General features: G+C 43.9%; 23 protein-coding genes and 1 tRNA gene. 7 read left to right on the forward strand and 17 right to left on the reverse strand.

Features of this window, described 5'->3' with window-relative positions; all coding sequences use genetic code 11:
- Window positions 1–100: 100 nt before the first annotated feature.
- The 3 genes from MHZ95_RS03015 to MHZ95_RS03025 form a co-directional block, all read right to left on the reverse strand.
- A complete protein-coding gene (locus MHZ95_RS03015) occupies window positions 101–3,163 on the reverse strand; it encodes an efflux RND transporter permease subunit (RefSeq protein WP_239389012.1) in 3,063 nt (1,020 codons plus the stop codon).
- Between the two features lie 138 nt (window positions 3,164–3,301).
- On the reverse strand, window positions 3,302–4,876 hold the full coding sequence (locus MHZ95_RS03020; RefSeq protein ID WP_239389013.1) for a peptide chain release factor 3: 1,575 nt from the start codon (window positions 4,874–4,876) through the stop codon (window positions 3,302–3,304).
- A gap of 161 nt (window positions 4,877–5,037) precedes the next feature.
- A complete protein-coding gene (locus MHZ95_RS03025) occupies window positions 5,038–6,528 on the reverse strand; it encodes a UDP-N-acetylmuramoyl-L-alanyl-D-glutamate--2,6-diaminopimelate ligase (protein WP_239389014.1) in 1,491 nt (496 codons plus the stop codon).
- A gap of 598 nt (window positions 6,529–7,126) precedes the next feature.
- On the opposite strand from MHZ95_RS03025, the gene MHZ95_RS03030 reads away from it, so the two are divergent.
- Together MHZ95_RS03030 and MHZ95_RS03035 are read left to right on the forward strand one after the other, a co-directional pair.
- The gene (locus MHZ95_RS03030; RefSeq protein ID WP_239389015.1) at window positions 7,127–7,270 is read left to right on the forward strand and encodes a hypothetical protein; all 144 of its coding nucleotides are present in this window, start codon (window positions 7,127–7,129) and stop codon (window positions 7,268–7,270) included.
- Between the two features lie 257 nt (window positions 7,271–7,527).
- Window positions 7,528–7,600 (forward strand) — tRNA-Val (locus MHZ95_RS03035).
- 92 nt (window positions 7,601–7,692) lie between these two features.
- On the opposite strand, the gene MHZ95_RS03040 is transcribed toward MHZ95_RS03035, so the two are convergent.
- Window positions 7,693–9,726, reverse strand: a complete 2,034-nt coding sequence (locus tag MHZ95_RS03040; RefSeq protein WP_239389016.1) for a catalase — start codon at window positions 9,724–9,726, stop codon at window positions 7,693–7,695.
- 184 nt (window positions 9,727–9,910) lie between these two features.
- Complete coding sequence (locus tag MHZ95_RS03045; RefSeq protein ID WP_239389017.1) at window positions 9,911–10,090, reverse strand: hypothetical protein; 180 nt, start codon at window positions 10,088–10,090, stop codon at window positions 9,911–9,913.
- Window positions 10,091–10,300: 210 nt separating this feature from the next.
- Here MHZ95_RS03045 and MHZ95_RS03050 point away from each other — a divergent pair, with 210 nt between their 5' ends.
- Window positions 10,301–10,693 carry a helix-turn-helix domain-containing protein gene (locus MHZ95_RS03050; RefSeq protein WP_239389018.1) on the forward strand — a complete coding sequence of 131 codons (393 nt, stop codon included), beginning with the start codon at window positions 10,301–10,303 and terminating at the stop codon, window positions 10,691–10,693.
- 67 nt (window positions 10,694–10,760) lie between these two features.
- On the opposite strand, the gene MHZ95_RS03055 is transcribed toward MHZ95_RS03050, so the two are convergent.
- From MHZ95_RS03055 to MHZ95_RS03070, 4 genes are all read right to left on the reverse strand, one after another.
- Window positions 10,761–12,761 carry a TRAP transporter permease gene (locus tag MHZ95_RS03055; RefSeq protein WP_239389192.1) on the reverse strand — a complete coding sequence of 667 codons (2,001 nt, stop codon included), beginning with the start codon at window positions 12,759–12,761 and terminating at the stop codon, window positions 10,761–10,763.
- A gap of 22 nt (window positions 12,762–12,783) precedes the next feature.
- Window positions 12,784–13,305, reverse strand: coding sequence for a DUF1850 domain-containing protein (locus tag MHZ95_RS03060; protein WP_239389019.1), 522 nt, complete (start codon window positions 13,303–13,305; stop codon window positions 12,784–12,786).
- Window positions 13,306–13,402: 97 nt separating this feature from the next.
- On the reverse strand, window positions 13,403–14,443 hold the full coding sequence (locus MHZ95_RS03065; protein WP_239389020.1) for a TAXI family TRAP transporter solute-binding subunit: 1,041 nt from the start codon (window positions 14,441–14,443) through the stop codon (window positions 13,403–13,405).
- 177 nt (window positions 14,444–14,620) lie between these two features.
- Complete coding sequence (locus MHZ95_RS03070; RefSeq protein WP_239389021.1) at window positions 14,621–15,205, reverse strand: phosphatidylglycerophosphatase A family protein; 585 nt, start codon at window positions 15,203–15,205, stop codon at window positions 14,621–14,623.
- Window positions 15,206–15,316: 111 nt separating this feature from the next.
- On the opposite strand from MHZ95_RS03070, the gene MHZ95_RS03075 reads away from it, so the two are divergent.
- From MHZ95_RS03075 to MHZ95_RS03085, 3 genes are all read left to right on the forward strand, one after another.
- Window positions 15,317–16,048: an alpha/beta hydrolase gene (locus MHZ95_RS03075; RefSeq protein WP_239389022.1), complete on the forward strand. Its 732-nt coding sequence runs from the start codon at window positions 15,317–15,319 to the stop codon at window positions 16,046–16,048.
- Window positions 16,049–16,130: 82 nt separating this feature from the next.
- Entirely contained in the window at window positions 16,131–16,646 is a 516-nt protein-coding gene (locus MHZ95_RS03080) for a YjcG family protein (RefSeq protein WP_239389023.1), read from the forward strand.
- A 3-nt stretch (window positions 16,647–16,649) separates the two neighbouring features.
- Entirely contained in the window at window positions 16,650–17,090 is a 441-nt protein-coding gene (locus MHZ95_RS03085) for a GNAT family N-acetyltransferase (protein ID WP_239389024.1), read from the forward strand.
- A gap of 76 nt (window positions 17,091–17,166) precedes the next feature.
- Here the strand turns inward: MHZ95_RS03085 and MHZ95_RS03090 are convergent, their stop codons facing one another.
- The 7 genes from MHZ95_RS03090 to MHZ95_RS03120 all read right to left on the reverse strand — a co-directional run bounded on the left by MHZ95_RS03090 (window position 17,167) and on the right by MHZ95_RS03120 (window position 20,536).
- Complete coding sequence (locus tag MHZ95_RS03090; RefSeq protein WP_239389025.1) at window positions 17,167–17,469, reverse strand: hypothetical protein; 303 nt, start codon at window positions 17,467–17,469, stop codon at window positions 17,167–17,169.
- Between the two features lie 96 nt (window positions 17,470–17,565).
- On the reverse strand, window positions 17,566–17,820 hold the full coding sequence (locus tag MHZ95_RS03095) for a stage VI sporulation protein F (protein ID WP_239389026.1): 255 nt from the start codon (window positions 17,818–17,820) through the stop codon (window positions 17,566–17,568).
- A 19-nt stretch (window positions 17,821–17,839) separates the two neighbouring features.
- Window positions 17,840–18,001, reverse strand: coding sequence for a YjcZ family sporulation protein (locus MHZ95_RS03100; protein ID WP_239389027.1), 162 nt, complete (start codon window positions 17,999–18,001; stop codon window positions 17,840–17,842).
- A gap of 266 nt (window positions 18,002–18,267) precedes the next feature.
- The gene (spoVAE, locus tag MHZ95_RS03105) at window positions 18,268–18,630 is read right to left on the reverse strand and encodes a stage V sporulation protein AE (RefSeq protein WP_239389028.1); all 363 of its coding nucleotides are present in this window, start codon (window positions 18,628–18,630) and stop codon (window positions 18,268–18,270) included.
- Between the two features lie 9 nt (window positions 18,631–18,639).
- Window positions 18,640–19,641 (reverse strand): beta-ketoacyl-[acyl-carrier-protein] synthase family protein, encoded by a 1,002-nt coding sequence (locus MHZ95_RS03110; RefSeq protein ID WP_239389029.1) that lies wholly within the window; start codon window positions 19,639–19,641, stop codon window positions 18,640–18,642.
- Window positions 19,635–20,090, reverse strand: a complete 456-nt coding sequence (gene spoVAC / locus MHZ95_RS03115) for a stage V sporulation protein AC (protein ID WP_239389030.1) — start codon at window positions 20,088–20,090, stop codon at window positions 19,635–19,637. The genes MHZ95_RS03110 and spoVAC overlap by 7 nt, the downstream gene beginning before the upstream one ends.
- Window positions 20,090–20,536, reverse strand: coding sequence for a hypothetical protein (locus MHZ95_RS03120; RefSeq protein ID WP_239389031.1), 447 nt, complete (start codon window positions 20,534–20,536; stop codon window positions 20,090–20,092). The genes spoVAC and MHZ95_RS03120 overlap by 1 nt, the downstream gene beginning before the upstream one ends.
- 76 nt (window positions 20,537–20,612) lie before the next feature.
- Between MHZ95_RS03120 and MHZ95_RS03125 the strand changes: the two genes are divergently transcribed.
- Entirely contained in the window at window positions 20,613–21,167 is a 555-nt protein-coding gene (locus MHZ95_RS03125) for a CotY/CotZ family spore coat protein (protein WP_239389032.1), read from the forward strand.
- A gap of 106 nt (window positions 21,168–21,273) precedes the next feature.
- Here the strand turns inward: MHZ95_RS03125 and MHZ95_RS03130 are convergent, their stop codons facing one another.
- Window positions 21,274–21,702 (reverse strand): hypothetical protein, encoded by a 429-nt coding sequence (locus MHZ95_RS03130; protein WP_239389033.1) that lies wholly within the window; start codon window positions 21,700–21,702, stop codon window positions 21,274–21,276.
- Between the last annotated feature and the right edge of the window lie 52 nt (window positions 21,703–21,754).

Here is a 21,754-nt window from a genome sequence, read left to right on the forward strand (position 1 = left end):
GTCTCCCTATAGCTACTCCCCTTTGACGCAAAGTCAAAAGATATTAAGTTGGGTGCTTTTGTTCTATTATACCACCGCTGACTGAAATGTAAACGGAAAATCATTCTTCTTTTACAGCTTTCCACATGTCTTTTTCAAATAAGCTGTAAATGATCGGCACGATATACAATGTCAGCAAGGTTGAACTGAGTAGACCACCGATGACAGCGATCCCCATCGGTTGGTTGATCTCCGTCCCTTCCCCGATCCCCAACGCGAGTGGCAACAATCCAAGCAATGTCGTCAATGCCGTCATGAAGATCGGACGCACCCGATCCCGGGATGCAATGAGAATGGCTTCGTATGAACGGAAACCGGCCTCTTTCCGTTGGTTGATGTAATCGACAAGTACAATGCCATTATTGACAACAATCCCCACAAGGACAAGAATACCGATAATAGCTGGGACACTGATCGGCGTACTTGTCCCAAACAGTCCGACGGCAACACCGATGGCCATGAGCGGTACAGAGAACATGATGACAAAAGGATACTTGAACGATTCGAACTGTGCCGCCATAACGATGTAGACGAGGATGACAGCTAGCAGGACGGCCATGAACATATCGTCGATGGCATCCTCGAACAACTCCCGATCGCCACTATAGGCCAGTTCAGTCCCTTCTGCTAATCCGAGTCGATTGACCGTATCATCCACTTTTCTCGTCATCTCTCCAAGCGATCGGGAAGACGCATATTTGACAGTGAAGTTGACGGAATGAGCTTGATCGATTCGCCGGATGGACACGGGACCTTGCTCGATCGTGATAGCCGCCACTTCGTCGAGCGTGACAAATGCCCCTGTTGGTGTTCGGAGTTTCAGTTTCTTCAATTTATCCACCGTATTGCGGTATCTTTTATCATATGTGACATTAACGGCAAACACCTTACCGTTCTCGCTTATGATGTGTGTTGCCATCGTTCCCCTTGTAATCCCGTTAACCGCTTGGGCTATTTGGTAAGGTGGTAAACCATATGCGGCAGCCTTTTCCCGATCGACATCGATTTGAATTTCTTCCACTGTATGCTGAAGATCATTCGCCACTTCCATTACCGCATCCATTGCCTTCAGCTCTCGATCTAATGTATCCACCGCTTCATGAAGTCTTGCCTCATCTGTATCCGTTAATGAAAAGGAAATGGTGTTTGGATTCGACCCAGCTGCCGTTTGCATGTTAAAGCCGATTTTCGCATCTTCTCCGACCAACTTCAACATTTCAGGTTGCACATCATCGACAAATTCAAAAACAGCACGATCGCGCTCGGCAAGTGGAACAAGTTTCACATAGATTTCTGCGACGCTCGCTTTTGAAGAGCCTTGTACAATCCCTTCTTGCGTTCCGCCGACAAGGCTGACATAGACGTCCACGTCCTTTTCCTCTTGCAAGCGCGCCTCGATACGTTGCACGACTTCATCTGTCGCAGCCGGGGACGAACCGTTCGGCAATGTGACGGTCATGCTGACAAACCCTTCATCAGTTGCAGGCAAAAATTCCGTCCCCACTTTGAATAAACCGAAACCGCTGATCACAAGCAACACTGCTGTGACAACTAAAATAGACAAACGATGTCGGAGTGCCCATTTCACAGATCTTTCATAACGATTCAATGCTTTTGAACGACGTCTGCGCGCCTCGATATTTTTCTTCGGCTTCTTCAGCATACGGCTTGCCATCATCGGAACAACAGTCAATGCAACAACGAGTGAGGCAAATAAACTGAACGCAATCGTCAACGCGAATTCCGTGAAGATCTGCCCGATCAAGCCGCTTATGAAAACAACCGGAACGAAAACGGCAAGCGTCGTCAACGTGGATGCTGTAATGGCTCGGCCGACTTCTTTCGTTCCTTCGGATGCCGCTAGCTTCGGCGGTTTCCCCAACGCTAGATGCCGTTCAATATTTTCAATGACGACAATCGCATTATCAACAAGCATGCCAATCCCGAGTGCCAACGCTCCGAGTGTCATAATATTCAAGGAGAAATCCGCAAAATAGATTAGAACAAATGTGACGATCACGGAGTAAGGGATGGCAATCCCTATGATGATCGGACTTTTGATTCCACGGAGGAACAAAAACAAGACAAGCATCGCGAATAGACCACCGAGAAGAAGCGATTGACCAATATTGCCGATCGCCAGTTTGACATAATCGCCCTGATCGAACAATATATCGGATCGGACATCGGCAAATTCTTCTTTGGCCAACAGCTTGGCAAGCGCCTCTTTAAACGAAGTCGAGACAGCCGCTGTATTGGAACCCGATTCCTGCAAAACGGACATCAATACAGCTTGCTGACCGTCAGCTCGTGTTTGCATGGATGATTCGTCTTCAAGAAGTGCTACATCCGCCACATCGGCAATCGTCACCCGCTCACCGGTGAGCGGATTGACACCGGCAATGACGCCCCGGATATCCGAAATCGTCGTCAATGTGCTGACAATGCGGGTGGTCAGCTGTTTGCCATCCGCTGTCTCAATCGGCTCACCAGGCATGGATATATTGTTCGCTTGAATCGCTTGGACGATATCCGACTGGACAAGCCCATTCGCTTCCAGCTTTTTCTGATCAAGGATGATTTGGACTTCTTCTATCAATTTTCCCGCAACGGTCACATTTGCGACGCCCTCCGTCCGTTGCAACTCTGTTTCCAACTGTTCCGCAAGAAGCCTGACATCTGCTCCTTCCGCGTTGGAAGACAAGGCGAGCTGAATGACTGGAAATTGAGATGGGTCAAATTTCATGAATCTGGGTTTGCTCGCGCCATCAGGAACAGTCACCTGTTCCAAACGTTGCAGTATATCGAGTTGGACGTCATCAATCTTGGTTGACCAATTAAATGTCAATAAGATGAAATTTGAACCTTCTTGCGAGGAAGTTTGCATCGTTTTCAAGCCTGGCGCTGTCGATAAACTGGCCTCCAGCGGTTTGGTCAGCTTTTCACTCACCTCTTCAGGAGACGCCCCCGGATAGCTTGTCACAACGACCGCAATCGGCGGTTTCAATTCAGGAATAAGCGTCACAGGAACCTTAAAAAAAGAGACCGCACCAAGTAGTATGACAAGGAACATCGTGACAATCGTCAATACAGGTCTTTTTATTGAAAAATCACTTATTTTCATAGTTGACGCTCCTTTCTTCCAATCAGCGCTTCCTTAATCATATGCAAAGTTGAATTTGACTTCAAATATCAGCATCTATTTTCTGTAAAATGAAGAGAAACCCGGCAAGACGTCTGCTTCGTCCCACCGGGTTCTTGTTTATAAAAGACTATACAATCGGATATCCGGATGTTTATCATGGAACCAGCGCATTGCGAAATCGTTCTCGAATAAAAAGACAAAATTATCGTATCGATCTTTTACGAGCATTGCACGCTGCCCTGTCATCGACTCTTTTACGTCGCCTTCATTTTCAATCCAGCGTGCCACTTTCGAACCGATGTGCTCCATATTCACTTCCACATTGTACTCATTTTTCATCCGGTGCTCGAACACTTCAAACTGCAGCTGTCCGACAGCCCCAAGCAACACTTCTTCCGTATGGAGTGTCCGGTAATACTGGATCGCCCCTTCTTGCACGAGCTGCAAAATCCCTTTATGAAATTGCTTCGATTTCATGACGTTTTTCGCCGTGACGCGAACAAATAGCTCCGGCGTGAACTGTGGCAAGGCGTTAAATTGGAAAGAAGATTTGCCGCCGATCACCGTATCCCCGATTTGGTAGTTCCCCGTATCATGCAAACCGATAATATCTCCCGCAACCGCTTCATTGACGGTTTCACGATCATCCGCCAAAAATTGTGTCGTCTGCGTCAGTTTGAATGTTTTCGAAATCCGTGGAACGGTTACAGTCATTCCTCGTTCAAACGCCCCGGAGACGATGCGGACGAATGCGATCCGATCACGGTGCATCGGGTTCATATTCGCTTGAATTTTAAAGATAAAACCGGAGAACTCTTCCGCATACGGATCAATATCCGTTTCTTCCTTCGTTTGCCGCGGTTGCGGAGATGGAGCAAACTGTAAAAACGTCTCTAAAAATGTTTGAACACCGAAATTCGTCAATGCACTGCCGAAAAAGACCGGTGTCAGTTCACCTTGCGCCACCCGTTCTTCATCAAATTCATTTCCAGCTTCATTCAATAACAGGACATCTTCGAGCGCTTGTTGATAATAAGAGGTCTCTTCCATTGGATGCGGTTCCGCAAGTCCACCGTCTTCATTCAAAGCGAGAAAGCGATGAGCTTCGTCAACGCGCACTTGCTCAATCCGCTTATTGAAGCGATCATAAATACCAAGGAATTCTTTCCCCATCCCGATCGGCCAGTTCATCGCATACGATTCAATGCCAAGCACTTCTTCCAACTCTTCCATCAATTCAAGTGGTTCTTTCCCTTGACGGTCCATTTTATTGATGAAAGTGAAAATGGGAATACCGCGCATCCGGCAAACTTTAAATAATTTAATGGTTTGCGGTTCAATCCCTTTTGCGGAGTCGATCATCATGACTGCCGCATCGACCGCCATCAATGTCCGATACGTATCTTCACTGAAATCTTCGTGACCCGGCGTATCCAAAATATTGACGCGTTTTCCATCGTAATCGAATTGCATGACAGAGGAAGTGACCGAAATCCCCCGTTGCTTCTCGATTTCCATCCAGTCCGACGTCGCGAATTTCCCCGTCTTTTTCCCTTTGACAGTCCCTGCATCACGGATTGCTCCGCCGAAATACAGCAGCTTTTCCGTTATCGTCGTTTTCCCCGCATCCGGGTGGGATATGATTGCAAACGTGCGCCGCGATTCAATTTCATCATGTATTGGTTTTTCCATTGTCATTTAACTCCTTCTGTTCAGCTTTTTTAAGCATAGACACTATGGGCCATGATTTCAACATTTTTTATTTCTATTTAGTAGAAGTTTTCTGCGGCGATGCCTTATTTCCAAAACGAAAAAGAGCCGGTCCTTATAAACAGGCTCGACCCTCTTTCTAATCACTTTTTCACGGCACCTTCTCCGAATTTCTTCTCCGCTTCTTCCAATGCAATGGTTGCATCCGAGTGCGGATACTTTTCATTGCCGATGATTTGGAAATCTTCATGGCCTTTACCGGCAAAAATGATGATATCATCCTTTTCCGCAATGGCTATCGCATGACGGACAGCTTCTGCGCGATCGCCGATGCAGGCATACCCTTCGTGCTGCATGCCGGCGGCCAATTCTGACATTATGGACTCATAAGGCTCGTCCCTCGGGTCGTCTGTCGTAAGAATGACGTACTCTGCAACGGATGCTTTTTCTGCCATGATCGGGCGTTTCACCCGGTCCCGATTGCCCCCGGTCCCGATTAGGAAAATCAATTTACTGCCTTCCTTCTTATAAGGAAGAACTGCGTCAATTGCTTTTTCAATCGCATCCGGCGAATGCGCATAATCGACATACATCGTGAGCGGCAATTCCGTCGGTACAATCTCCATCCGGCCTTTTACGGATGGAATCTTCGCTAAAAGAAAAACAATTTCCTCGATGTCCATCCCTTTGGCTGTCAATGCCGCAATAGCCGCTAAGGAATTATAGACACTAAATTCACCGATGAGCTGCATCGTTACACGGAATTCGCCTTCCGGTGATTGAAGTGTATACGATGTTCCATCCGCATTCAATTCTATATTTGTCGCCCGGAATAATGCTTCGTTCCGAACGCCATATGTCATTACCGGATAAGGCGTCATCTTCGTAAACTTGTCGCTCCATGGATCATCCGCATTGACAACCGCAAACTTGCGCTTCTCCAAGTCTTGTCCAAGCTGGGCGAATAAAAGCCCTTTCGCATGGCCGTATTCTTCCATCGTCCCATGAAAATCGAGGTGATCATGCGTCAAGTTCGTGAAGATCGCGATATCGAATTCCGTTCCCGCCAAACGCCCTTCAACAAGGCCATGCGACGACACTTCCATCGTCATCGTTGTGCATCCTTCTTCGGCTGCGCGAGCAATCATCCCCTGTGTCGTCAACACATCCGGCGTTGTATTTTCCGTTTCGTACAAAACGCCATCCAATTCAAAGCCGATCGTCCCCGAAACAGCAGACATTTCGCCTGCTTGCCGTAATATCGCATGAACGATACCGCTAACGCTCGTTTTACCATTCGTCCCCGTTACGCCGATCATCGTCATCCGTTTAGATGGATAATTGTAAAAACGAGGCGCAAGCAGAGCAATGGCACGTGCCGTATCTTCCACAAGAACAACTGCCACTTTGTCCAAGTCGACATCAACCGGCTCCGAAGCGATAATCACCCGCGCGCCGTTATCGATCGCCTTGCCGACATAGTGATGGCCGTCTACCGTAAATCCTTTAATGCAGACAAAGACTCCTCCGGCATTCACTGCCCGAGAGTCGACCGCAATATCCGTCACGGTTGGCGGTAATGTTCCCGCCACCTGTTTGACAGGTAACACCGCCAATAATGATTGTGTTTCCATCCAATCCCTCCCCGTTCAATTCATCATCGATGATGGAACATCGTACTATTTATCTTTTTTTCGTTTAGTCAAATCGAATATCCAAAAAAGATTGCCATGTAAACGATCTGTTCTTATTATACTTTTTTCTATAACGGGCGTCATCCATGACCAAAGAAATAGCCAATGCGAACGAAACTTTTTATAAAAGCAAAAAACGATGCCTAACATCCAAATTTTAAATTGAACTTATTAAAAGAAGTCAATATTTCAAAAGAACCGTCTTTTACACAGCAATAAGTTCCGACCAATTACACAGTTTTGGAACATCTTTTTCTCCATATACTGTAGAGGACATTCCCTTTTGTTGAATGAACTAATCAACTAACAATGGAAGGTCCAATGCAATGCCGGCATACTTTCTGTTGCAATGATTCATCTTTTAGTAATTGTTTTTTGAAAAGAGGATTCTTCCAAGTAGGATGCCCTTTTCCCAGCTTTTTTTGTATCGATAACTGAATAGGTCTTACGATTCCTTTTTCACCTTTCACGTTTCGCTTCACAACACGCTAGGGAATAGAATGTTCAAACACCAAAGATCTTAAAGGAGGAAATGGACATGACTACAACAGAAACATGGTGGGAAACGATTTTTGAAGGAAACCTATCATTAGGGATGAACAAAGAACGCTTTACCGAACTTGAAGATGAAAATTTCCTATACTTTGAAGAGGAAGAACAAATGCAGGAGCATATACACTGATTCTCGTTGCCATTCCATCGTCGAGTGTCACAATTTCCATAGAAGAACCTTAAAACAGCTTTTCCAGATGATTAGGGAAAAGCTGTTTTTTTATTTGGAGATTTCCATAAGAGAAGTAAATGAGCGATGCTTCCCTTCTTTTCATGCGAAATGAACATGTTTTACAGCTTTTTAAAAAAGTTTTAGAAAAAGTGTTGACTTATTTACCAAACAGTCTATAATAAGAAATGTGCTTGAGACAAGCGCAACAACATCCCGGTTCCATAGCTCAGCTGGGAGAGCACTACCTCGACAAGGTAGGGGTCGGCGGTTCGAGCCCGTCTGGGACCATAACATCAACAACTTAAGATTACATAAAAAACATCATCCTCTAGCGGGATGGTGTTTTTTATTTTTATCACTTGACTGTCCTCCCTTAATAACTATCTATCCCAGTGACGATGCTGGGCAACAGCTTCCACAAACCGTTTTGCAAAATCTGAAGCATCTCCATCGGTAATCACACCAGGTTTGTCGATAAAATGATTGACCTGTAACCATCGTACACCTTGACCAGTAGCCCCAATCGTCTTTTTATGACGATAAGCCTCATCAAGGAAATTTGCAACTTTCTGGTTAAATCTTCGATCCTCACTACTCCCCCGGACCAAATAAACCGCATCATACAACACCGAATCAGCAGTATAAACATTTTGTGTGGCTACTAACTGTACACCATTCGTACCATGAACTATTCCTTGATCTTCGCTAATGATTTCTGGTACAAGCCCTGCTGCCTCCCAATAGTCCAGTACTGATTTGACTAAAGGGCCATTAAATCCATCCGATAAAATCACCGCTACTTTACGGGTTTTTGCAGACATCGGCGTATTTAATTGGCTTAATGCCGGAGAAGATTTCGTTACGGTCGATCCACCACTTGTCGGTGGGGAAACCCCAATATTTCTAGCTATAATTCTGGCTAGTTCAAGGTTAACATTTGCAAATAAATCCACATTTTGCTGTCGTACCGATTCACTTTTCACTTTTCCCAGTTCAAAACTAAATGCATCGATGATATGTCGCTTCTCAGGTTCACTCATGCTATTCCAGAACATCGTTGCTTGAGAAAAGAAATCGGTGAAACTTTTACTTCTTGCTCTTATTGTCCGCCCCTCAACCTTCTCTTCATAATGCTTATAACCACCCTCTTCAGGCGGTACAGGAGTTGGTGTATTTCCTGCTAAGGAATTCCGATGATAGTTCACTCGACTAACATTGATCGTCATTCTGTGATAACCTTCACGCTGGTTATTATAGAAGGGACAAATCGGACGATTGATTGGAATCTCATGAAAGTTCGGACCACCTAAGCGTATTAATTGAGTATCGATATAGGAGAATAATCTCGCTTGGAGTAACGGATCATTTGTGAAATCTATGCCAGGTACAACATTCCCTGGGTGAAATGCCACTTGCTCAGTCTCAGCAAAGAAGTTATCAACGTTCTTCGTCAATGTCATCTTTCCAATGATTTGTACCGGAACTTCTTCCTCAGGTATTAGCTTTGTTGCGTCCAACAAATCAAAATCAAACTTGAATTCATCTTCTTGATTTACAATTTGCACACCTAACTCAAACTCCGGATAAGCCCCTCGCTCAATCGCATGCCATAAATCATTGCGATGGAAATCAGGATCCACTCCCATTAGCTTTTGGGCTTCTTCCCAAACTAAGGAATGTACACCAAGTTTTGGTTTCCAATGAAATTTAACAAAGAATGCTTCCCCCGAAGCATTGACAAAACGAAATGTATTGACCCCGAATCCTTCCATCATTCGAAAACTTCTTGGAATCGCTCGATCCGACATAATCCACATCACCATATGAGCATTTTCCGGATTATTGGCAACAAAGTCCCAAAAGCTATCATGAGCTGTAGATGCTTGAGGAATATCGGTGTGAGGTTCCGGTTTAAATGCATGGACAACGTCTGGAAACTTAATTCCATCCTGAATAAAGAAGACTGGAATATTATTTGCTACAAGATCATAGTTTCCTTCTTCTGTGTAAAATTTCGTGGCAAATCCACGCGCATCTCTCGCCGTGTCTCCCGAGCCCCTCGCCCCATTTACAGTGGAGAATCGGACAAAAACTGGCGTTTTTTTAGATGTATCCGTAAAAATTTTCGCTCTTGTATAACGTGACATGTCCTCGTACAATTCAAATTCGCCATGAGCAGCAAAGCCCCTGGCATGGACGACCCGCTCCGGTATTCTTTCGTTGTCGAAATGTGTCAGTTTTTCCCGGAAATGAAAATCCTCCATTAAAGTTGGACCCCGAACACCGGCAGTTAAAGAAAGTTCGTCTTCGGAAACTTTCACACCTTGATTTGTTGTCATATACTTTCCTTCGTCATCCACACGAAAAATCTCAAGTTGCTCGTCTTTTTCGTTCTCTTTCCGTTTATCCGTCATTTCACATCACCCCACTCATTGATATGAATTGAAAACGAAAATTATCCATATTACCGAAACAAAAAGAGGCGACCACTCATCAATGAGCAGTCTCCTCTTATTGATGATCCATCCGACTTCCCAAAGAGATGAACCTCAATATGCACGATACGTACTAGCCAATTCAATTACACATCCGCCTTCTCTATTTCACCTTTGCATTTACTCGAAATTCATTTATCTGCGTAATGGTTTTTTGCAATTGTTCCGTTTGATCAATCGCTTTCCTGAACAAATCGACGAGCTCTGCTAAGTTCTCAATCCCAACTGACAGCTCGTTTATCGTCATGCCGGTTTCTCCCAATTTTTTCATTTCATCTGACATTATTTCCAACCCTCCCAATGACTCCCCTTAACCTCATCATATCCTCCATTTGTCACATCCCTTTCAGGCAGTTCTTTACATCTATCTACCACTTTATAGAAACGATTTGTTTCTGTCAATATAAGAAGAAACGTTTCGTTACTTTTATAGAAAGGAAACTTTTTGTTTCTTATAATGAAGTTAGTAATCATTTTAAGAAGGTGCATTCGTATGTTGGGGAAAAGACTTGCAAAGCTTCGAAACGATAAAGGGTTAAGTCAATACGAGTTAGCAGAAATACTTGGCTTTTCAAGAGGGAAGCTCGCCAATTATGAGCAAGGCAGCCGACAACCGGATTATGATACATTGAAAATATTCGCTAGGTACTTTGGAGTATCCACAGACTATCTTCTAGGCAATTCTGATCGCACCGAATCTTCACAAATTGGTACAATTGATGACCGAAATATTACATTTTCTACAGAAGAATTGCATCTTTTTGAGGTATTGAAAAAACATCCATCGCTCTTTCAAGATTTAGCGAAAGATCCTGAAACAAAAGTAAGAGAATTATCCAAACTCTATCGAATGAAAAAAATTTTATTGGATGAGGACGAAGAATAAATGAACTAGAATACTCATTGCTAAATCCCCTTTGCCACAACAGGCAAAGGGGATTTCCACTATCCTATTAGGCCGTCGTAACAGCTTCTTTCTCCTTATTACGAGACAGCCATTGAACCGTAAATAATCCTACGAACATAGCCAGACCGACAATGTCCGAAATGGTTTCCGGATAAATGAGAAGCAATCCTGTTACCACTGCAAGCAGCCGTTCAATCCAATTGCATTTTCGGTACCAATAGCCGATCATTCCTGCACCGATCGCTATCATACCGATAATAGCAGTCGTAACAACCCATAAGATTTCAGGAAGCGATGCCCCCATCATAAGCATGGCCGGATTGAAGACGAACATATATGGAATGATAAATGCTGCAATGGCTAATTTTGCGGACACAACCCCAGTTTTAATCGGATCCCCTCCAGAAATGCCGGAAGCCGCAAATGCAGCTAGGGCTACAGGTGGTGTGATGTCTGCAATAATTCCAAAGTAGAAAACAAATAGATGCGCTGAGACCGCTACGACAATCGGAACAGTTGCATCCGGATTATCAAGCATCAATAAAGTGATAATCGCCGGTGCGGCAATCGTTGAGGTAATAACATAGTTTGCGGTTGTCGGCGAACCCATTCCGAGCACCAACGCTGCAAACATCGTAAAGATCAGTGTCAATAGAATATTACCACCTGCCGCATTGATCAATCCTGTTGCTAAGCTTAAACCAAGACCTGTCTTTACGACAACCCCGACAATAATCCCAGCACAGGCTGTTGCAGCGGCAACGGCAAGTGCGGTACGAGCTCCATCGACCAATGCATGAATCATATCTTTCAATCCAAGCCGTGTCGACTTATCAAACGCACTGACGATGATCGTCAAGACGATCCCCAGCAGTGCTGCTTTCATCGTCGGGATACCAATTAAAAGAAACACAATGATTCCAAGAATCGGTAAAAGTAAGTAAATTTTCTTGAGCGTTGCTTTTCGATCAGGGATTTGATCTTCCGACATCCCGCTCAGTCCAACACGCTTCGCTTCAAAATGCGTCATAATCCAAATACCCGTGAAATAAAGTAAGGCTGGAATTGCCGCCGCTTTCGCAATCTCCCAATATGTGATCCCCCCGATAAATTCAACCATCAGGAAAGCGGCCGCTCCCATGATCGGAGGCATGATTTGACCGCCTGTAGATGCAGCAGCTTCAACACCGCCCGCAAATTCCTTCCGATACCCAAGCTTTTTCATCATCGGAATCGTATAGGAACCTGAACCTACTACGTTCGCAACCGAGCTACCCGAGATGGTCCCTTGCAAGGCACTCGAGAAAATTGCCACTTTTGCAGGACCTCCAATTGAACGCCCCGCCAAAACAACCGCCAAATCATTGAAATAATTGCCGACACCCGTTTTCACAAGGAAAGAACCGAACAATAAAAATACGAAAATGAATGTCGCAGATACACTGATCGGCGTACCTAGAATCCCATCTGTCGTGAAAAACATCAGCTGGACAATACTTTCCAAGTCTTGACCGCGGTGAGCTAAGAATCCCGGGAAATGTGGTCCAAAAAATGCATAGACTAAAAATGCACTCGCTATGATTGTAATCGGGATCCCTACTGCGCGCCTCGCCGCCTCCAGCGTTAGAAGAATCGCAAGAATACCGACAATCAGATCAAGACTAGAAACCCGGCCGACACGAAGGACAAGTTCATCGATGAGAAGCGGCCAATAAATACCTACTCCAATGGCCAGTATCGATAATAAGACATCGTAAAACGGGACTTTATTGCGTTTCACCCCCGGCTTTTTCCGTGCAGGGAACAGTATGAAAATCAGTGCCAAAGCAAAGCCTAGGTGAATGGAACGCTGGATATAGGCAGTAAATGGTGTTCCAATCGCCGTATATAGCTGAAAAACAGAAAATGCCAGCAGACCGAAAAAGACGATTTTCTTGAAAATTCCCGATACATTTCGTGTATTCGATTCCGGATCATACTTTTGAAGAATCTCCAATTGTTCTTCTTCTGAAAGCATTTTGAACTCTTCCGTTTCAGACTCGACCATTGTTTTATCATTCTGCTTCTTGTCATTTGCCATCCATATTATCTCCTTTCAGCATTTGAAAATAAGAAAGTTTCGAAACACGGAATGTGTACGAACTCCCCCTTTCCAATTGTTTTTTCAAATCGAACTCTTTGCCGGAATAGCGAAAAGCTAAATCAGCATCTACATCTCCGATTAATAGATTGAATGAGTCAATGACATTATCATCATATGTAAGCGTATAAACGCCATCTTCCACCGTCAGTGATTCGCCTTCTTCTGCATAACTTGGTAAACCAATTGCAAAATCTTCATATTGCATGGATTGCAGTTGAATTTGACCATCGGCTGTCACATTGTACGTTTCCAATACGTCACTCAGATGGATAGAATGAACATACCTTATTTGGAATTGTGTTTCTTTTTTCAACGAGAGGTAATACGTCTCCGCATTTTCCGAACGGTTTTCTATGAATATAAATGCATTTTTCAGTGGTATAAAAAAAGCGCACAGCAAAAGGGTACTTACTAAAAGTATGAGCGGAAAGACTTTTTTACGATTCATCCGCCACTTCCTCTCCCCTTTGGATTTCGACAATTAATGAAAACGAATGGGACGGCCGAAGCTTACTGCTTCACCGCCCCATCCAAATTTTCAATGATCAGTTATTTACTTCGTCAAAGTATTTCTGCGCACCTGGATGAACTGGAATTCCAATCCCATCAAGGCCAGATTCAGCTTTGATTAGCGCCCCTTTGGCATGTTGAATTTTGGATGCGTTGTCATAGATGGCTTTTGTAATTTCATAACCCAAATCTTCTGGCACATCATTCTGAATAACGAGCATTGCTCCTACAGAAACCGCAGGTGTTTCATCTGCCGAGCCATACGTCCCTGCTGGAATGATTTCTTTTGCGTAATACGGATATTTTGCAATCAACTCGTCCGCTTTGTCATCTTCTACAGGTACGATAAATACTTTCGCAACTGCGTGCAAACCTTCAACCGCACCCGTTGGTGTTCCAGCCGTGATGAACGCAGCATCAATCTGACCCGCTTGTAAACTTTCTTGAGATTCACCGAAATCGAGCATTTGCGGGCTAATATCATCCATTGTCAAACCATGGATTTCAAGCAGCTGTTCCGCGTTCGCATACGTCCCTGAACCCGGTGCTCCAACGGATACTTTCTTCCCTTTCAAATCTTCAAAAGTCTTGATTCCATTCTTTTCAAGCGTAACCAACTGAACTGTTTCCGGGTAAAGCGCACCGATTGCCGATACGTTGTCAATGACATCATTCTCAAACATTAACTCACCTTTGGATGCATAGTACGCAATATCCGTCTGTACGAATGCAATCTCTTGTTTACCATCCTTCAGCGCCGTCATATTGGCTGCAGAGGCCTGTGAAACTTCAGCTGTCGTTTTAATGCCTGTCGCTTCCGTAATGAAATCAGCGAAAGAACCCCCAAGCGGATAATAGGTTCCCTGTGTTCCGCCCGTTAAAATACTAAGGTATGGATAATCATCTTTCGTTTTACCTGTTTCTGTTTCTTTTTCTGTTTCCGCCCCATTTTCGCTTCCGCTATCATTTCCGCCACTATCGCCACTGCTTCCCTCATCGCTGGAATTGCAAGCCGCGAGGACAAGAAGTGCGATTAGCATCATGAATGCTAGCAAACTTAATTTCTTGTTTTTCATCAATATTCTCCCCCTTGTTCCTAAAATTTATCATTACTCCCAGCACCATATTAACATGAATCAAATCCATTTTGTCAAATAAATTCTTAATTATCGGTATAATGCAAGCGTTATCAATATTCATTGCAAATAAAAACAGTCGAAAAGAAGATCCTTTCCGACTGTTTTTTCTTCCAATTAAGTTTGCGCCCCATCCACATTCGTTTCAGGCATCGTTTCTTCCGGTTCAATATCTTCGAATGTCTCGCCTTTTTCAGCTAAATCACGCGTTCGATGGGCTATGCGTGAGGCCGCACAAGCTGCGACACTGGCAACAAGATCATCCAGGAATGTATGGATACCTTTCCCTTTCTTTGTATCCAGCTCGTTGATGATCCCGATTTTATTCTTATCGAGATGACCGAATGTCGTTACAGCAATGGAGCCATATGTAAACACAGCACCGAGCGCAATCGTTTCATCGACACCAAACAGGCCTTCATCCGATTCGACAATTTGCTGGAGTGGACCTGACAATTTCCCCTGTTCCGCTAACTCATCCAATTCAATACCGACTAAAATGGCATGTTGCAATTCCCGTTTCCGTAGCACCCCTTCAACCGATTCAATACAGTGCTCCATTTGAAGTCCTGCATTATACGGGAGTTGCATTTCGAAAACGATTTCTGCGATCGACTCCAAAGTCACCCCGCGTCGCAACAATGCCTCTTTTGTGGCTTCAGTTACCAATTTCGAATGAACAATCTTCTTTTTATCAAACATATGCGCTCATCTCCCTTTTCAATTACTTTCAAAGACAATGGAACCATTATACCTGCTTACCACGAATATGATACACTTTCTATACATCCCCATTTTTAGGAGGCATCATGCATGACATACGGAAAAATTGAAGATATTTCGATTTACAGCGAATCGCTGGGCGAAGAGATGCAACTGCTCATCCACTTGCCGCATAACTATTCTCCTCTCTATAAATATGAGGTGCTCATCGCATCGGATGGAAAAGATTATTTCCAATATGGCCGTATTGGACGCGTTGTCGACCAATTGATGGAGGAAGGGGAGATTGAAGATATCATCGTCGTCGGAGTCCCCTATAAAAGTGTTCCCGAAAGAAGACGAATGTATCATCCTGACGGAGACCGCAGTGATGCTTATATCCGTTTTCTTGCACATGAGCTCGTGCCCTATTTGGATCAGGAATATCCGACAAACCAAATAGGAGCTAGCAGAGGGCTGATCGGCGATTCTCTCGCAGCGACAACATCATTACGTACAGCATTGAAGTACCCTAATATATTCGGTAAAGTGATGCTTCATTCCCCTTATGTCGATGATTCGGTCCTAAAAGAAGTCGAGAATGCAGAGGATCTCTCCTCTATTTCAATTTACCATATTATCGGCGAAGGAGAGACCGAAGTAAAAACAACGGCAGATGGTATCCAAGATTTCCTGACACCGAATCGATTATTAAAAGATTTGCTCGAAAAAAAAGGGATTCCTTACTTCTATGAAGAATTTAAAGGGGACCACACATGGAAACATTGGCAACCCGATGTTCCCCGCGCGCTCAAAATGGTCTATGGCCATTCGCTAAATTAAGTTAACCGGACATCGGTTGATTATTCTGTTATAATCGATAGTATAAAAATTTTATATCATTCTAATGAGGAGGTCTTGTACTATGAAATACGGCATTGTTGCATTCCCATCTAAAAAACTCCAAGATCTGGCAAATGCTTACCGGAAACGTTATGACCCGCATTATGCATTGATTACACCACATATGACCATTAAAGGTGTATTTGAAGCAAACGACCAAGAAATCGAAGAGGTTGCAAAAGCGATTCAAAAAGTGACAGCAAAACATGATCCGTTTGAATTGACTGTTTCGAAGGTCGGTACATTTGCACCGATTACGAACACCATCTTCTTCAAAGTCGTTCCTAATGATGCATTGCTTGCATTGTACAAAGATTTGAATCATGACTTCTTCGGCGATGAGCCTGAATATGCTTTCGTTCCACATATAACCATTGCGCAAAAACTTTCATCTGGTGAACATGATGACATTATCGGTCAATTGAAAATGGTCGGTGTTGATCATACCGAAATGATCGATCGACTCCACTTACTCTATCAGTTGGAAGACGGATCATGGACTGTCTATGAAACTTTCCGTCTTGATGAGGACAACTAAGCGTTGTTTACGGTAAGAATCGCAACTTCTGACCTTGAAAGAGAACATGCATATTCTGTCAGAAGAAAAGTGTTCGTTGAAGAACAAGGCGTACCGCTCAACTTGGAAATCGATGATCTGGATGAAACGGCCACCCATTTTGTCGTCTATTCATCAGATACTCCTATTGGTGCCGGTCGCCTGCGAATGACTTCCAACGGGGTGGGGAAAGTGGAACGGGTCTGTATATTGGAAACGTTTCGCGGAAAGCATCTAGGGAATCTTATCATGCATGCACTTGAAGAACATGCGCAGGAAACAGGATTGACGAAAATCGTTCTGAACGCCCAGTCCTATGCTATCCCTTTCTACGAAAAATTAGGTTATGTCGTGACGTCCCCTGAATTTATGGATGCGGATATCCCGCATCGTGCAATGGAAAAACATATTCTAGATCCATCCTAAAGTATTTTTGGCTACAAAACGTGAAAAAGTTCGCTTTGCTTCTTCAGCAAAGCGAACTTTTTCATTTTTATTTCTATTAAACGTACTTATTGACAAATAAGCCTTTTCCAGTGATTTTAGCGAGAATCGGTGAAAGGTTAACGGGATTTGGACCATTCGCCTTTTCATATGAAGAGGGAGGTGAAGCAATGGCCGTCTTCTCCTTTTCATCATAGACATCTAAATGGTTTTGCTCACTTAAAACGTCACGACTCAATAGCTCTTCAGTAAAACTCACTTTTGCTACGCGATCTATTTTCGTGAATGTAGAAGGCTCCCTATTCATCCGATCTGCATACTGTTGGGATTGAATGGAGTGAATCGGTAAAAGATAACCCATTGCTCACACCCCTCTTCTCAGATTAGTTTTCTGCTCTATCTTTCTATATCCATATGCGGCGACTTTTAAACCTATTCACCGAAATTCCGCTTCTTCTCACTGTCTGCCCAGCATGTTTTGGATATCTTGAATATTCACTGATTTTCCATCTGAGACGATGGAGCGTACCAGTTCATCTTCCATCTGTTGCGGGACATCTTTCTTGGCAAGCTTACCAACTTTTCGTATGATTTTCCTCACTTGGCGTTCATCACTGAAGTCCGCATATTGAATGGCATTTGCCAGTGCAAACACTTCTTCCATCGGGACGCCGGTTTTTGATTCGATTTTCCGGAAAAATGAATCATTCATATGTTATCCCCCCTTCAAATTAGCAAAAACTTTTGCCCACAATAATGAGCAAGATAAAGAGAACAACAATTAGAACGAATGTCGAACCGCCGTAGTTACAGCCTCTTCCACCATCAAAACCGCCGTAGCCACCAACAAATCCGCTCTCATATCCACATCCACTTGGATAGCATCCCCACATGAAAATCCCCCCTTCCTTCTCCACATATAATATGCAAAGAAGATCTCGAAGGGGGGGCATACGTCCAGATTTTCAAAAACCGATAATGGCGGTCATATTTTTGTTCCCTAATCAATTACGCCTCGGCGTAATTGCGAATCGAACAGCGTAGGGTTCGATTTGCCGTATTTCTGCGCTTTTTGCAGAAATTAAGGCACTTTCATTTGAAATGCATTCTGACATTCATCCCGCCACTTATGGAAGTGGGGGACTTCTGCTGAATCAAGTTAAATCTTGCCTTTCGGTTTAAAAAACACCGAAGCGATAAATCCGAAAAGAATAGCCGCACTGATTCCAGAACTCGTCACTTCAAACATACCAGTCAACACACCGATCAACCCATGCTTTTCCGCCTCTGCCATCGCGCCATGTGTCAAGGAATTGCCAAATGACGTAATCGGAACAGTCGCACCCGCTCCGGCAAAATCAATTAACGGTTCATACAGTCCGAATCCATCCAATATCGAACCGGCCACCACGAGAATACATAAAGTATGTGCAGGGGTCAGTTTGGCTACGTCAAATAACAACTGTCCGATTACACATATTAGACCCCCGACAATAAATGCTGTTATGAAAATTGAAATCATTTATCCCACTCATTTCATCGTTAATTCGACCGCGTGCGCGATGCAAGGGATCGTATCTTTTTGTTGAAACGATAATGGCGACAACAGTGCTCCTGTCGCGATTAACAGAACCCGTTGATATTCACCTTTCATCATTTTACCGATCACCTCGGAAAAATAGACTGACGCAGAACAACCCGCTCCGCTTGCTCCCGCTAAAAACAAAGGATCATCCCCATAAAATTCGGCGCCTGCATCCCGGAAATTTTCTGTAATCTGGATCCCTTTATTTCCTGCCAGTTTTTTATAAATTTCAAATCCAGACTTTCCGAGATCGCCTGTCATAATGCAATCATAATCACTCTCTTTCGTCTGATGGCCTTTCAAATGACGATAGAGCGTATCCGCAGCTGCCGGTGCCATCGCGGCGCCCATATTAAGCGGATCCGTCATGCCCAGATCAACGGCAGTTCCGATCGTCGCACATGTAATAGAAGGTGTCCCCTTTTTTTGCGGGGTCACTACAGCTACACCGGCCGCCGTAACCGTCCATTGAGCGGTTTCAGGCTTTTGTGCTCCATACTCGATTGGGTAGCGGAACTGCCTTTCAACCGCATTATGCTGACTCGAGGCCCCTGCCACTGCATATTTGGACATGCCCATTTCGGTTAACAGTGCAGCCATGATCGTGGTGGATATGGAAGTCGCACACGCCGAAAACATGCCGATATAGGGGATTGCCAACGTCGTTGCACTAAAATTGGAAGGAGTCATCTGATTGACTAAATCGCCGATGAGTAAATAGTCGGCGTCACTCGGATTGGCATCCACTTTACTGAGCGCAATCATACAGGCATCTTCCATCATTTTGGCATGCGCATGTTCATTCGTTTTCGTATCACAACGCTCATCATCATAGATCTTATCAAACTGATCACTGAAGGGACTTTGCTTTTCCAACGGCCCTGCAGTTACACCGGTCGTGGCAATGGAAGGCATCGTTTTAAAAGTTAACAGCCCTTTTCTTACCATGACACTACTCCCAATTTGACAAGTATTGTTTTAATGAGCGCAACAGCAAAAGCGGAAAACACGCCAAACAGGATAACCGATCCCGCTAATTTGAACATGTTCCCCCCTACTCCAAGTACATATCCTTCCGACTTATGTTCAATTGCAGCGGAAACGACTGCATTACTAAATCCTGTAATCGGTACAGCACTACCTGCCCCTCCGAATTGGCCGATTTTCTTATAGAGACCAAAGCCGGTAAGAAGCATCGCTATAAAAATCATCGTTGCAACGGTCGGGTTACTGGCTGTCCTCTCCGTAAAATCAAAAAAAGACATATAAAATAAAGAGATGAATTGACCGATTAAACAGATTGTCCCGCCCGTCAAAAATGCAAAAACCATATTGCGTACCAACGGCGTTTTCGGTGACATGCCCTGCTCCAACTTTGCATACTTTTTCTCGTCCATTATGTCTCTTCCTTTAGCAATGATTTTAATTTTTTTATCGTTTTATCGATATCTTTTTTCTCATCCGAATCGATGAGCTTATTCGCTTCCATCCATATTTTACTGTCCGCTGAAATGGTCACTTCCCGATCCGGATATTGCTTTTCCAGTTCCTTTTTCAGTTCCTTTTCAATTTTATCCTTTTTGAATCGAGAAAATGCTTTAAGGGAAATCCCTGCTACCACTTCATCTTCATGGAATATCGTAGCAGCGGAGACCACCCGATTATCGTTTGTGAATAGCTCTTGTGCTTTTTCAGATTCCCCATTCGCCCCATCGTAACTACGGATTTCATTCCACGAACAGCCGGAGAGTAAAATAAGTGTGAAAAACAGCATGACAACTTTTCGAATACGCGTCCCCTCCATTTTTTCACAGTATGCCTTTTCCTCCTTAACTTTATTCATAACCAGTCCGTCTGCCCGATTCTCCCGAAACGTGTCGCATAAAGTAATAAAGAACTGAGAAAAGGAGGTGGAATGAATGGGATGTGGAAGAAGTGAAGATGTGGTAGAGTCTCGTCGTCATGATAACTGTATCTGCGAGGTAGTCCGCGCGATCCGTCGCATACAGGACATCCGTGATGAACAGGATTGTGATGATTGCAGAACTGATTGTTTTTTAACACCACTTGGAAGTCTCGTGAGCCCTTCAAGACAACGTGCTAACACTCGGGTCTTCATGCTCATGAATGACGAGGGTGATCCGTTCAAAGCATTTTTTAATCATAGAAGAAGAGGACGGAATCAGGGTCCAGCGAATGATGCCACAAGCGAAAGAGATTGCGAAAGCTGTTTCTCCGTCTTTTTCAGAGTTCAAAACATTTTCGACAACTGCTGCGCAACATTACAAGTTCTTGAACCACGGGATTCGAGAGGAAGAAGAGTCGACCTATTTAAACACGGTAAACTCGATTTTGATGCGTTCTGTGAAGTGGAAAGATTTGAGGCGACTGGTTCTTGTGTAACTGTCGACTTAAAATGTTTCTGTGCTGTACAATGTATCAAGGATGTATTTATCGATTGCGACGAAGTCTAAGATGAAGTTTAATTAGAAATGGCCTGCAATGCCAATCTGCCTAATCGACTATTCGATTAGGCAGTTTTTAATTTTAAACGTAAAAAAAGAACGCTGAGGCGTTCTTTTATTCTTCAAGGAAAGGTTCACCGCGCCAAAGGATTTCTTCAATTTTCCTTATTTCAATGGCGATATGCTCTTTTTCCCCTTCTGTCTTTTCAATGACTAGCGTTTCACCGTTTATCTGATCGATGGTCCCTTTCACTCTTTCTTCTCCCATTACAAACTGAAGCGGTCGATACACTTGTCGAGCAAAGGGGGATCCAAGGTAATTGATCCTTCTAATAATGGAAGGATCGGGTATTTTTTGTAATGGTTGTTCCTCTGGTAATTCTTGGATCGTCTGCTGTTCTTTTTCTTCCTGAATGTCCTGTGCTATCACTTGGCTCTCATCTTCGTTGGTCACAAAAACCGACGTGCTTTCTTCATCCTTTATCGAAACTTTAATATAGACAGGTGGCCCTTGAACAAACATTAACGGTTCATTTCGGAACATGAATAGCACATCCTTTCTAAAAGCATTATATGCACCCAAGTTGCCCAAAGTT

Origin of the sequence: Sporosarcina sp. ACRSM (genome assembly GCF_022346545.1) — a bacterium.
Classification (GTDB): domain Bacteria; phylum Bacillota; class Bacilli; order Bacillales_A; family Planococcaceae; genus Sporosarcina.